Origin of the sequence: Vibrio ordalii ATCC 33509 (assembly GCA_000257205.1) — a bacterium.
GTDB lineage: Bacteria > Pseudomonadota > Gammaproteobacteria > Enterobacterales > Vibrionaceae > Vibrio > Vibrio ordalii.
On sequence record AEZC01000021.1, the window covers coordinates 1 to 13,577 of the forward strand.

The 13,577-nt window shown below is 46.6% G+C and carries 9 protein-coding genes and 2 pseudogenes; 6 read left to right on the forward strand and 5 right to left on the reverse strand.

What is annotated here, in order from left to right; translation table 11 throughout:
- Positions 1-62 precede the first annotated feature (62 nt).
- The 6 genes and pseudogenes from VOR_RS0101600 to VOR_RS0101625 all read left to right on the forward strand — a co-directional run bounded on the left by VOR_RS0101600 (position 63) and on the right by VOR_RS0101625 (position 6,145).
- A complete protein-coding gene (locus VOR_RS0101600; RefSeq protein ID WP_010317535.1) occupies positions 63-449 on the forward strand; it encodes a YacL family protein in 387 nt (128 codons plus the stop codon).
- Positions 450-640: 191 nt separating this feature from the next.
- Positions 641-979 (forward strand): P-II family nitrogen regulator, encoded by a 339-nt coding sequence (locus VOR_RS0101605; protein ID WP_010317537.1) that lies wholly within the window; start codon positions 641-643, stop codon positions 977-979.
- A 27-nt stretch (positions 980-1,006) separates the two neighbouring features.
- A pseudogene (locus VOR_RS16555) lies at positions 1,007-2,237 on the forward strand (ammonium transporter).
- 140 nt (positions 2,238-2,377) lie between these two features.
- Positions 2,378-3,391, forward strand: coding sequence for a Fe(3+) ABC transporter substrate-binding protein (locus VOR_RS0101615; RefSeq protein ID WP_010317541.1), 1,014 nt, complete (start codon positions 2,378-2,380; stop codon positions 3,389-3,391).
- Between the two features lie 100 nt (positions 3,392-3,491).
- Entirely contained in the window at positions 3,492-5,117 is a 1,626-nt protein-coding gene (locus tag VOR_RS0101620; protein ID WP_010317542.1) for an ABC transporter permease, read from the forward strand.
- Positions 5,117-6,145, forward strand: a complete 1,029-nt coding sequence (locus VOR_RS0101625; protein ID WP_010317544.1) for an ABC transporter ATP-binding protein — start codon at positions 5,117-5,119, stop codon at positions 6,143-6,145. Before VOR_RS0101620 ends, VOR_RS0101625 begins: the two co-directional genes overlap by 1 nt.
- 106 nt (positions 6,146-6,251) lie before the next feature.
- Here VOR_RS0101625 and VOR_RS0101630 read toward each other — a convergent pair whose 3' ends face one another.
- The 5 genes and pseudogenes from VOR_RS0101630 to VOR_RS0101650 all read right to left on the reverse strand — a co-directional run.
- On the reverse strand, positions 6,252-7,664 hold the full coding sequence (locus VOR_RS0101630) for a phosphoglucomutase/phosphomannomutase family protein (protein ID WP_010317546.1): 1,413 nt from the start codon (positions 7,662-7,664) through the stop codon (positions 6,252-6,254).
- Positions 7,665-7,726: 62 nt separating this feature from the next.
- The gene (locus VOR_RS0101635) at positions 7,727-10,132 is read right to left on the reverse strand and encodes a glycoside hydrolase family 94 protein (RefSeq protein ID WP_010317548.1); all 2,406 of its coding nucleotides are present in this window, start codon (positions 10,130-10,132) and stop codon (positions 7,727-7,729) included.
- A 93-nt stretch (positions 10,133-10,225) separates the two neighbouring features.
- Positions 10,226-12,139: a beta-N-acetylhexosaminidase gene (locus VOR_RS0101640; RefSeq protein ID WP_010317550.1), complete on the reverse strand. Its 1,914-nt coding sequence runs from the start codon at positions 12,137-12,139 to the stop codon at positions 10,226-10,228.
- Between the two features lie 9 nt (positions 12,140-12,148).
- Complete coding sequence (locus tag VOR_RS0101645) at positions 12,149-13,024, reverse strand: glucosamine kinase nucleotide-binding domain-containing protein (protein ID WP_010317552.1); 876 nt, start codon at positions 13,022-13,024, stop codon at positions 12,149-12,151.
- Between the two features lie 2 nt (positions 13,025-13,026).
- A pseudogene (locus VOR_RS0101650) lies at positions 13,027-13,577 on the reverse strand (glycoside hydrolase family 9 protein); the annotation flags it as partial.

Below are 13,577 nucleotides of genomic sequence, written 5' to 3' on the forward strand. Positions count from 1 at the left end.
CCGCATAATCACCGATAATAACAAAGTTATCCGTATCCCCAAGCACCAATATCGAGAACCCGATGGACTACGAATTTAAAAAAAATACCCTAGATGGCAGCTATTACTGCTCTTTTTCGATGGGGCACGAAATTATTGGCCGTTGGCTACAAGAGGAGATCAGCAACGATCTTCCCAAAATAGATCAAGTTATTGCGCTAATGGCAGCATCGAAACGTGCATTTAATCAAGAGCAGACGCTTGAGGGGCAGGAAATCAGCGTGATGATTCTTGCCGATGAGGTCACGGTTCAGGCCAATGTTTTGACGCATGGTGAAGCGCTTGATAGTGACAGTGAGTTTGATTTTTACGATTGTGAAAGCACCGCAAGCTGCGGCATTGATGATTTTGCTTTGATGATCAAGCAGTGGTGCGAATTTGTACGTTACTCACCTGCGGACTTCACTTAGCGCTGCACAAAACTGGTGAAGATTAACCACTTCGCTTTATTTTTGGGAAAGGGTTGCACCTCATTTGTGCAACCCTTTTCTTTTTGGCATAGGAAATGGTTAAAAATTTTTTAAAATCATTGGTTTAAAAAGTTGGCACGCAGCTTGGATTGTATTGATCGTAAACGGACTACTGCTTGTGAGAGGATGCAATGAAACTGATCAACGCGATAATTAAACCATTTAAGTTAGACGATGTGCGTGAAGCTTTGGCCGATGTCGGCATCGAAGGGATGACGGTTTCCGAAGTGAAAGGCTTTGGTCGCCAAAAAGGGCACACCGAGCTCTACCGAGGCGCGGAATATCAAGTCGATTTTCTGCCTAAAGTGAAATTAGAAATAGCGACACAAGCTGAAAATGTCGATCGCGTGATAGAAGCGATTATCAAAGCGGCGCACACCGGAAAAATTGGTGACGGAAAAATTTTTGTGTATGACCTCAGCCAAGCTGTGCGTATTCGCACTGGCGAAATGGACAGTGAAGCACTGTAAAGATTCAAAGGATTGGAGATAACCATTATGGAATTAGCAGCAACGGTAACAGAGCTACGTTATGCACTCGATTACGTTTTTTTTCTTAATTTCGGGTGCGTTGGTCATGTGGATGGCAGCTGGTTTTGCCATGTTAGAAGCGGGTTTAGTCCGTTCTAAAAACACCACTGAAATTTTAACCAAAAACTTTTGTTTGTACGCGATTGCCTGTACCACGTATTTAGTGGTTGGTTACAACATTATGTATGTTGATAACGCAGAAGCAGGCTGGCTGCCTTCATTCGGCTCCTTGATAGGTAGCCAAGCAGAAGGCGCGGATCACTCCCTTGAATCAGACTTTTTCTTCCAAGTGGTGTTTGTGGCAACCGCGATGTCGGTGGTTTCTGGCGCTGTCGCTGAGCGAATGAAATTGTGGTCGTTCCTTATTTTTTCCGTCGTTTTGACCGCATTCATTTACCCAATGGAAGGCTATTGGACTTGGGGCGGTGGCTTTCTTTCTGCTGCCGGTTTCAGTGATTTTGCAGGCTCTGGTATTGTTCACTTAGCGGGTGCATCGGCGGCGCTAGCTGGGGTCATCTTGTTGGGAGCACGTAAAGGTAAATACGGTAAAAATGGTGAAATTTACCCTATTCAGGGCTCCAACATGCCACTTGCGACTTTGGGTACATTTATCCTGTGGTTTGGCTGGTTTGGTTTTAACGGTGGTTCACAATTAATGCTGTCTGATTTTGAAAACGCGACAGCGGTGGGTCAGATCTTCCTCAACACCAATGCCGCTGCAGCAGCGGGTTCTATCGCGGCTCTATTAGTGTGTAAAACCACTTGGGGTAAAGCGGATCTAACCATGGTACTCAACGGTGCGTTGGCCGGGTTAGTGGCTATTACTGCTGATCCTCTCTCTCCATCACCACTGTATGCGGTAGCAATTGGTGCCGTAGCGGGTGTGTTGGTGGTGTTTAGCATTATTGCCCTTGATAAAGTGAAAATTGACGATCCTGTCGGCGCAATTTCAGTACATGGCGTATGTGGTTTGTTCGGTTTAATGGTTGTGCCAATCAGCAATACTGATGCGACTTTTGGCGCTCAACTACTTGGAGCCGCAGTGATTTTCGCTTGGGTATTTGGTGCAAGTCTTGTGGTTTGGGGCATCCTTAAGGCAACGATAGGCATTCGAGTTTCGGAAGAAGAAGAGTTAGAAGGGATGGATATGCACGACTGTGGGGTGGGGGCCTACCCAGAATTCGTCACAATAAAGTAATATTTCCTTACAGATAACCTACCTAAAAACCTGCCGATTAAGGCAGGTTTTTTTATTGATTGAATTGTTTTTCAATCCATCATCAATATAATAACGAAACTGATAAACATTATCATTACCAATTTTAAAGGGAACTAGAAATGAAGAAACTGCTTACTCTTTCTGCTATAGCATGCAGTGTTATTGCTCCGAGTGCGATGGCGGCAGAAGAGGTCAACGTTTACTCATACCGCCAACCATTTTTGATTGAGCCGATGTTTAAAGAGTTCACTCAACAAACGGGCATCAAAGTGAATGTGAAGTTTGCGAAAGAAGGGATTGCTGAGAAATTGGTACAAGAGGGTGAATACAGCCCTGCAGACGTGATTTTAACCTCAGAATTTAGCCGTCTTTTTGAGTTATCTGAAAAAGGCTTAGTCCAGGCGGTGGATAACAAAACCATTGAAACCAACATTCCTGCCCAGTATCGCGATAGCTCCGATGAGTGGTTTGCACTGACTGTGCGTACCCGTAGCGTCTATTCATCACGCGATCGCGTAGGCAAGCTGGGTGATGACTTCAATTACGCTGACCTCGCGAAGCCTGAATTTAAAGGCAAAATCTGTACTCGTAGTGGTAAGCACCCTTACAACGTGGCGCTGGTTGCATCCATGATTGCAGAGCAAGGCGAAGCGAGCACTAAAGTTTGGCTTGAAGGTGTCAAAGCAAATTTAGCACGTAAGCCTCAAGGTAACGATCGTGACCAAGTTAAAGCGATTAAAGAAGGTTTGTGTGATGTCTCATTGGGTAATAGCTATTATTTAGGGAAAATGTTAGCTGATGATAAGCAAAAATCATGGGCTGAAGCTGTCTACATCAACTTCCCAGGTCAGAATGCGCAAGGCACGCATGTTAACGTGAGTGGTATGGCGATGGCGAAGTACGCGCCTAACAAAGAAAATGCAGTTAAGCTGATGGAGTTTTTGACCAGCGATAAAGCACAGCACATGTACGCTGACGTCAACTTTGAATACCCAGTAAAAGCAGGTGTTGAGCGTTCTGCACTAGTCGCTTCATGGGGTGATTTTAAAGCGGATCCACTGCCGCTCGAAAAAATTGCCGACAATCATGCCGCGGCAATTAAGCTGCTTGATGAAGTGAAATTTGACCTTTAATCGGTTCTAGGGGTATAACAGTGCCCCTATTCTATTGAAGGGGCATGAGATGTATTTGCAAACGCATTTATGTGTCAGTAAGCCTTATTGTAATTAGGCAATGAAAGAAAAAAATACATTATGGAAAACCAGTAGTGCCAGTGTCACTGTGCTACTGGTTTTGCCGATCTTAGCCATCTTTATTACCGCTGCGGGACAAAGTGATGAGGTTTTTTCTCATCTCATGTCAACCGTGATGCCCACCTATACCTTTAATACGGTCGTATTAACGTTCAGTGTGATGGGGCTTTCTTTGCTATTTGGCATTCCCAGTGCTTGGTTAATGGCGATGTGTAAGCTGCCTACCGAACGCATTTTACAATGGGCTTTGGTGTTACCACTTGCGATGCCCGGCTACATTATTGGTTACATCTTTACCGGTTGGTTTGACTACGCAGGCCCAGTGCAAGTGTTACTTAGAGATCTTACTGGCTGGGGTGCAGCTGATTACTGGTTTCCCGACATTCGCAGTTTGGGCGGGGCAAGCATTGTGCTTGCGCTGGTGCTGTATCCATATGTTTACCTACTGTGCCGCGCGGCATTTATGGAGAAAAACGTCTCCTTATTACAATCCGCTCGTCTATTAAAATGCTCTCCGTGGCAGAGTTTTCGTCTTATTTCACTGCCGCTTGCACGGCCGGCGATGGCGGTTGGCCTCTCCTTAGTGGCGATGGAAACGGTGGGTGATTTTGGTACGGTGAGTTACTTTGCCATTAATACCCTAACGACTGCGGTGTATGACACTTGGCTCGGTTATTCTAATTTGAATGCGGCAGCGAAAATATCCGCCATCATGTTGGTGATTGTATTATTACTGATGAGCGCAGAGCGCTATAGCCGTCGTAAACAGAAATTGTTTCAAAGCCAATTTAACAGCCATGAAGATTTTCGCTATCAGTTGCAAGGGTGGAAAAAATGGGCCGCTTTGTGTTGGTGTTGGGGGCTAGTTGTGCTCGCGTTTCTGCTGCCTTTATTGCAGTTGGCCTCATTCGCTTATCACTATTTTGCGAAAAGTTGGACTTCGGAGTTCCAAGACTTTGCGATCAATAGCTTAATGGTTTCGTTGACGGCCGCGCTGGTGGCGGTGTTGATTGCTTTGGTAGTGAATTTTTGCCATCGGTTGAACGCCAATGGGGTGACTTTAGCCTTTATGCGCTTGTCTTCTATGGGTTATGCGGTTCCCGGAACCGTGCTAGCGATTGGTGTGATGGTTCCGGTGCTGTTTATGGATCATTGGGTCAATGATGTTGCTAAAGCGATGCAATGGGGGCGACCGGGTCTTATCTTTTCTGGTTCGATGTTTGCTATTATCTTTGCTTTAGTGGTGCGTTTTTCGGCCGTGGCGATTGGTAGTATTGAAAGTAGCCTCAATAAAGTCTCACCTTCTTTGGATATGGCGGCTCGAACTATGGGTTATCGATCAAACGCTATGCTGTGGCGAGTTCATCTGCCATTGATCCGCCGTGGTACGCTGATCGCTGGGTTGTTGGTGTTTATTGAGTCAATGAAAGAGCTGAATGCCGCTTTGTTATTGCGTCCGTTCAATTTCGAAACCTTGGCGACCTATGTTTATAACTACGCATCGGATGAACAATTAGAAGTGGCTGCTTTGCCTGCGATACTCTTGGTTGCGGTTGGTTTAATTCCGCTTATCGTTGTTAACCGTTCACTGGAGCAAAATCACTGATGAGTTGTGCGCTGTCTATTCATGATTTGACTTGCAAATATGAAAACCAAACGGTTTTACAATCACTGTCGCTGGAAGTTAAACAGGGAGAAATCGTCTGTTTATTAGGAGCAAGTGGTTGTGGGAAAACGACCTTATTGAAAGCTATTGCGGGTTTGCTGCCGCTCAGCTCAGGGGTGATGAGCCTTAATTGTGTAACGATTGATGATGGTCAACATTGGTTGCCACCGGAAGCGCGCAACATAGGGATGATTTTCCAAGATTATGCGCTGTTTCCTCACTTAACTGTTGCGGAAAATATCGCGTTTGGATTGCGTCAACTCTCTCAAACCGAGCGTAAAGCGAAAGTCGAAGAGATGTTGTCATTAGTGCATTTGGTGGGGCTGGGAAATCGTTATCCTCATCAACTATCGGGTGGACAGCAGCAGCGAGTGGCGATTGCTCGCTCCTTGGCGTATAAACCGGATCTACTGCTGCTTGATGAGCCGTTTTCCAACATCGATACCCAAGTTCGCCATGAGTTGATCGGTGAAATTCGCAACATTTTTAAAAAGCAGGGGGTAACGGCTATTTTTGTGACCCATAGCCGCGAAGAAGCTTTTGCTTTTGCTGATAAAATGGCGGTAATGAACCACGGTGTGATTGAGCAATATGGCACCGCATCAGAGCTGTACTACCAACCGTCGAGTAAATTTGTGGCCGATTTCTTGGGTGGTGGAAGTTATTTAAGCGCCAAACGAATTTCTGAATGGCAATTTGAGACCGATTTAGGTGTAGTTGACGCCAAAGCTCAGCAACCCATTGAGCTTGAAGCCAAATGCGAATTACTACTGCGGCCACAACACATTCAAATTAGTGCGCAGCAAGAGAGCAAAGTCCGCGTGCTAGAGCAGCAATTTATGGGCGATCACTGCCGTTATGTGATTGACGCTTATGGCAGTAAGTTGCTGGCGAGTTCTTCACAGCCGTTGAGTGTTGGGCAAAGTGTTGCAGTCAGCATTGATACGCAAGGTGTGTTGGCTTTTTAAAAAAAGCCCGGCATGACGCCGGGCAAGTGTTCTTCATCGATACACCTACAACCTCTACATACTGTGCGGGTATAGCGACTCAAATTTGAGTCGAAGTAGGTAAAAGCTATAACGATAGAAAATCTTTCACCTGTTGAAGAACACGTTCTGCAGTGTCTTTATCTGCCATTTCAGCAAAAATGCGTAGTAATGGTTCGGTACCAGAGAAACGAGCAATAACCCAGCCGCCGTTTTTAAAGTAGACTTTGGCTCCGTCTTCGTAACTGACTTTCTCAATCTCATACTCAAATTGGGGCAACTGTTTCTCAACGTAGATTTTGTTATACAACGACTCTTTTTGCGCGGCTTTAAATTGACAGTCACCTTCTGCGGTGTAAGCGTAACCGTATTTCGCGTAAATTTCCCCCAGTAATTCGGAGAGTTTTTTACCTGTCACGCTGATCATTTCAACCAACAAACTCGATGCAAAAACCCCATCTTTACCTTTGATGTGTCCACGAATGGTTAAACCGCCGGAGCTTTCACCACCAATCAGTGAATCATCCGCTTCCATTTGTGAGCTGATGTGTTTAAAGCCAACCGGGACTTCAAAACTTTTCTCATCGTGGTCAGCGGCAATTTTATCCAGCAGGTGGGTGGTGGCGATGTTACGCACCACGGATCCTTTCCAACCCTTATATTCAAGCAGGTAGTAGTAAAGCAGGATCAGTACTTCATTAGGATGGATGAAGTTGCCTTTCTCATCAATAATACCAAGTCGGTCTGCATCGCCGTCGGTACCTATCCCAATATCGTAACCTTCTGCGGCCACTAAATGTTTGAGACGATAAAGCGTCGCTGCATTAGGGGAAGGCATTAAACCGCCAAAATCGGGGTTTTTGCCATCATTGATCACATCCACATCGCAGCGGCCATTGATCAGAACCGTCTGCAATGCATTTTTCGCGACGCCAAACATAGGGTCAATCAACACACGTAGGTTGGCTTTTTTGATCGCTTCAATATCGATAAAGTTGATGATTGAATCGACAAACTCATTCATTGGATTGATGATGACAATCGATTTATATTGCAGCGCTTGTTCAAATTCGACATGTTTTACATCGGCAAGCGTCAGTGACGCGATTTGTTGTTCAATCTTTTGTGTGATCACCTCATCAGCGTCTCGTCCACCTTCAATGAACACTTTGATGCCGTTGTAGTCCGCAGGGTTGTGGGATGCCGTAATACACGCCGAATAGGCGCAATTCATCTCTTTAGCCTTGAACATCACAATAGGGGTAGGAACAAACTTATCGATAAAACTTACCACCACGCCATTCGCGGCTAAGACTTGCGCAAACCAACGTGCGGCTTTGTCAGAAAGAAAGCGGCGGTCGTAGCCGATAACGAACCCGTTGTTAGCCACATTTTCGTGGTTAATGATGTTGGCAAGTGATTGAGCCACTAGACAGACGTTGTCTTTGGTAAACTCTTCACCAATAAAGGCGCGCCAGCCACCTGTACCAAATTTGATCATAATAAAATCCTTGTGGGACGAATGTTGAGCCTCAGCTCCTTCGCGCTGAGGCTCAAATCGCGTTAACCGAGAATAACCACTACATCGTTGACACTGCCTTGTGCCATGACAGGAATCACGCCTTCTACTGCTTCGCCATTCACTGTGATTGTTTTCACCCCTTTACTGACGGAGTTCGGGTTTTGCACTGTGATGTTGTAAGTCGCGCCGCGCCATTGGCGAGTGACTTCAAAACCAGGCCAATTGGTAGGAATGCATGGGTCGACGACGAGGCCATCAAAACCGACACGAACACCCAAAATGAAGTTGGTGACGGCAAAGTAGGCCCAACCAGACGTGCCTGTTAACCATGGATGGTTCGCACGGCCGTGATCTTGGTGATCACGGCCCATAATGAACTGCACGTATGAGTAAGGTTCGGCAACGCGCTTTTCAATGATGTCGTTTTGGTTATAAGGGTTTAATGCGTCGTAGAACTTCATGGCTCGATCACCACGGCCAAGCTTCGTTTCTGCAACCCATGCCCAAGGGTTTGGATGTGAGAAAATAGCGCCATTTTCTTTAACACCTTGATAAACACGAGTAACGAAACCGATGTCATCATTAGGGGTAGAGAAGGACGGTGCATTCAGATGTAAGCCGTATTCGGAGAATAGATTCTCATCAACGGCATCCATCGCTTTTTCACCACGCTCTTGCGACACTGCGCCCGATAAGACGGCAAGTGTGTTTGATTCAAGGTGAACTCGACCTTCGGTTTGCTGAGCAGTTCCTATCTTGTCGCCATTTTTCGTCAGGCCACGGATATACCAGCCACCTTCTTCATCCCAAAGGTGAGTTTCACAAGCTTCACGTACGTTCGCCGCCATTTCGCTATATTTCGCAACATCCTCTGCATTGTCACGGTATTTTGCAAGGTCGATAAACTCTTGCAGCGCCCAAAAGTGGAGGAAAGAAACCATAGATGATTCGCCACCACCTAAGTTCAAGCAGTCGTTCCAGTCAGCGCGTAAGCCTTTGCAGATACCTGTTTGCCCCACGTATTCTGCCGAGAAGTTAAGCGCCGCCTTCATGTGTTCGTAAACCGTTGCATTGCCACCATCGGCGTAAGGGATCACTTCATCAAAGAAGGATGTTTCACCCGTTTCCATCACGTATTTACAGATGGTTGGAACGAGCCAGAGATGATCGTCAGAACACGTATCTTCAATGCCGTGGATCTTATCTTCATCACTTGGCGTTGGTACAACGGTTGGCGATTTTGATGGTTTGACATCCGCTTTTTCTGGATCAAACCAGTCCGGATCAAATAGGTGCAGGCCATAGCCCGCCTTGACTTGACCACGAAGCAGATCAACCAAGCGTTTACGAGTCATCTTCGGGTTTGCGTGCGGTACTGAAATGGCATCTTGCGCCGTATCACGGTAACCAAGGCCAGTACGACCGCCCACTTCAATGAAAGAGGCAAAGCGAGACCACACTACACACGTTTCCGCTTGATAAAGCGTCCAAGTGTTGATCATGGTATCAAGGCCTTCATTCGGTGATTTTACTTGGAATTTCGCGCAACGTTCATCCCAATGCGCTTTGATCCCAGCAAAAGCGGCATCGACATTAACCAAGTCTTGGTACTTAGCCCGCAAACGCGCGCCATTGCCTTTACCAACTCCCAAAATATAAGCAAAGCGAACTTCCTCACCCGGTTGGATCACAAACTGTTTGTGCAGCGAACCGCAATGGTTGTAGCAGGTTTGCGCGCTGTTCGAGCAGTGACCACGTTCTACTGCAATGGGATTGGATTCGTCACGATACAAACCAAGGAAAGTATCGCGTTGGCCATCATAAGAGTCTGGATCAAACGTCGAGGCTAAGTAGTAAAAGCCTTCGAAATCATTGGTGTTGTAGTAAAGATCGTACTCAATCACACCCGCGTGATAAGCGGTACCTGCAGAGTAAAGCGACATCTGATGGTTTTGGTTATCGGATTGAATGTGACTAAAAGAGAATTCAACAAACGAAAAAGCGCTGATAGTGCGAGTCTCAGTGGAATCGTTTTTAATGACGACATCCCAAATTTCAGCATCTTCGCCTTTCGGTACAAACAGAGTTTTAGTGGCAGTAATGCCGCTGTATTCACATTTGAATTTGGAGTAAGAGAGGCCGTGGCGGACTTCATACTTCGCTTCTTCTAAGCTTTTTGCTACGGGTTGCCAAGAAATAGACCAATAGTCGCCAGTTGCATCGTCACGTAAGTAAACATAGTGCCCCGGGCGATCAAAAGAAGCGTTCGGGCGAAATTTGGTAACACGGTTATATTCTGGTGAATTGTAAAAAGAGTAACCGCCCGCGTTATGAGAGATCACGGTGCAGAATTTTTCTGTCCCTAAGTAGTTGGTCCAAGGCGCTGGAACGTCAGGGCGTGTGATGACATATTCACGATTGTCGTTATCGAAATAGCCGTATTTCATTGTCATTTCCTTTTAAACAAACTGCGTCTTTTGCAGCCAAAAATTATGCTAGTGAAAACCAAGGAGAGGCAATGCCGACTCCAAGTGTTGTGTTTATTTCCATGGTTCTCGGTAACGGATGCCTTGCTTGTCCAACATAGGCAGATGTCCTTTGAGCCGTGACAGATAATCTTGCCAATCACGATGCACTTTATGAGTCCATCCTGCTTCGGCGAGTGCAGTTAAGCGTGGATAAAGCATGTATTCCATACGCTGTGGGTTATTGATTAATTCACACCATAAAGCGCACTGAATACCGAGAATTCGCTTACGGAGTGGATCGTTTTCGGGCACTTCGGCTAAAGGTTCATAGCGATAGGCTTTTTCTAATGGGGTAACACCTGCCCAGTCAACGCCCGGTTCTTCTGGCGCATAATCTTGAGCAATATCCAGATAGGTGTACTGACCGGGTTGTAAAATCACATCAAACCCTTGTTTGGCGCAGTTCAATGCCGCTGCTTCAGAAAGCCAAGAGTAGATAACGGTATCTTTACTGACCTTATTGCCATGATGTGCTTCTTCCCAGCCGACCATGCGTTTGCCAATCGTACGCAGTTTTTGTTCGGCATAACGTAGCAAGTGTCCTTGCAACTCTTTGGCCTCGGTATAGCCATTGTCAGCCATCAGTTGTTGACATTTAGGGCTGTTAATCCAGACCCCATCGGGCACTTCGTCGGCACCAATATGGATAAAGGGGGATGGAAATAGCTCAGAGACTTCTTGCAAGACGATATCTAAGAACTCATACGTTCCTTCAAGGGCGGTGGAGAGGACGTTATCGTTATAATATTGAATGCTGCGATAGTGTGATTGATCCTCTTTATCGGCCAGCAGATGAGGCATCGATTTGATCGCAGCGCGGCAATGTCCGGGAACATCAATTTCTGGGATCACTGTGATACCACGCTCTTGAGCGTATGCAATAACCTCTTTGATCTCTTGTTGTGTATAGAAACCACCGTGGCGCTGCGTTAACAAGCTGTATTGAGGTTCGAGCACTTCATCAACCCCTCGCCATGCACCGATGTTGGTGAGTTGAGGCAATGCTTTAATTTCGATACGCCATCCTTCGTCATCGGTCAAATGCCAATGGAACGTATTGAATTTGTAATGCGCTAATTGGTTAATAAGCCGCTTAACTGTCTCGATTCCATGGAAATGGCGCGCACAATCGAGCATCATGCCTCGGTACTTAAAGCGTGGCGCATCACTGATTTTGACGCAGGGGACTAACCAGGATTGATCTTGAACTTGGATCAACTGCAACAGGGTCGCGCTAGCATACATAAAGCCTTGATGGCCACTCGCCTCTAAGCGAATGCCGGTACGATCGACGTTGAGTTGATACGCGCCCTCGTCAAAGGTCGGGTTAGTGCGGTAGATAATATCAGCGCTGCCAATGGGTTTGGGCTGAAAATCAAATATACGGTTGAGTTCCTGTTGTAACCAAGTCGCAGCTTGCTCAGCGCACGTGGATTGCAAGGTAATCTGGCTCGAAGTCGTTAAGGTGTAATGCCCTGTGCCGGATTCAATCTTGTTTGGTAATGGAATGAGGCTGAGGCTCGCAGCTTCTGCTACAGGTATTTCACTGCGCTCACGATAAGGCGAGGCGAGAGCAATCGGGGTTACGATCACATCATGACGTTCGATCGGTTGCTCGCCATTGCATTGAACAAAGGCGTGCTTTACGCCATCAGTGTAAAAATGGAAAGGAGCGGTTTTGATGCTAAATTCACAGTAAAAATGCGAGTTTGCAGCAAGCACGGTCATATCTGGCGCTAATGAGCAGAAACTGCCTATTTGCACTACGTTGCCATGGGTGATGCTGTCTGGCTGAATGAAGCGATCAATCACAAAATGTAACGACCAGTCTTTGAGGTCTTGATCGCTTAAGTTATGGAACGTTAAACCAAAACGGCAAAATTGCTTCTGTTCTGAGAGTACCGCAAAGTCAATTCGATAGCTCATAGTGATTCCTTAATACAAATTATGCTCGGCTTTGCCGGCAAACATAATCGCGCCTTCGATAGCGTCGAATTGAGGTTGAACAATCCACTGCTGTACTGGTGGAGAAAGCCAATACAAGATACGCTCAGCAATGCTACCCATGAGGCAGATTCGTTTGGCTCCTTTGTTATGAAGAGCGACAAGAAACATTTCGATGTCTGCCGCGGTTTGTTTGAGAAGCTCGATCGCCAGCGCATCACCTTGTTGCGCTAGAGAAAAAATAACGGGAGAGAACTGGCCATAGTCGCGTGGGAGTGCGTTTTTTGACCATTCGACAATCTGATCAACACCGTGGTTAAAATGTTGCATCACATGAGCGCTTAATAATGAAGGCTCGCCGATACCATCCTCAATGAGCAGCACGCGCTGGATTAGGCGTAAACCCATGATGGCACCACTGCCTTGATCGGATATGGGAAACTCTCGGCCACCCACCACATGCTGCTGCCCAGCGTGTAAAAATAGGCCACAAGAGCCCGTTCCCGCGATCATAATTGCGCCATCGTCGCCATTATGAGCACCAATACAGGCACCGTAAGCATCTGTGTTGAGCGTTAGTGAAGCAAAAGGATGCGCTTGAGACATAAACGCATGCCATGCGGATTTTTGTTCTGCGCCAGCCAGAGCAAGACCCACGTGCATCTGAGCAAAATTCTCTTTCGTCAGCCCGCTTTGGTGGGCCGCTTGAGTAATTGCATCAATGATCGCTTGCATGGCAAGTTCCACACCCAATAAAATATTGGCGCTACCGCTTTTCGCTTCACCCAACAGCGCGCCTTGCTCGTTGCGGATGCGTGCGCGACATGAGGTGCCGCCTCCATCAATACCGACATAATAAAAAGCCATGATTACCTCTCTAAGTCTGGTGTTGAGAAGTGGCAAAACTGGGTTGTGATGGCCAGCAGATACCAAGCACCATGAGGAACCCATTGCTCAGCCCAACGCCAGTTTTGCAGCATGTCATCCTTCTGTTTCGCTGGGTTAAAAGCGATATCTTCTTCATCTTCAAAACCGCCTGTAATGCCATTACACACTCCCCCTTTGGCGTTAAAAAAGCCTAAATGGGGTAGGTAGTCTGGATTGTTGCGACCGTGCCCATCGAGCATGCACATATCGTATGGATTTAATCCGATAATCCAGTTCAATGCATTTTGTGCAAAGGTGGTTAAAGGGGCATGCAGATCTGCGTTGACGAACGCTTGGGCGCGATAAGCCATACACGCGAGCGATCCTAAACGCGCATTTTCGCCTTGCCACCAGTAGCCGGATTCATTGTCGTGAGCGACAAAAAATGCGCAGCGTTTGTCGCCATTTATCGGTTTCACATATTGGCGTGGGTAGCCAAATGGGTTACTGACTTGATGAGTAATGGTGAGCTCAAAGCGGCAAGCATTTTCGT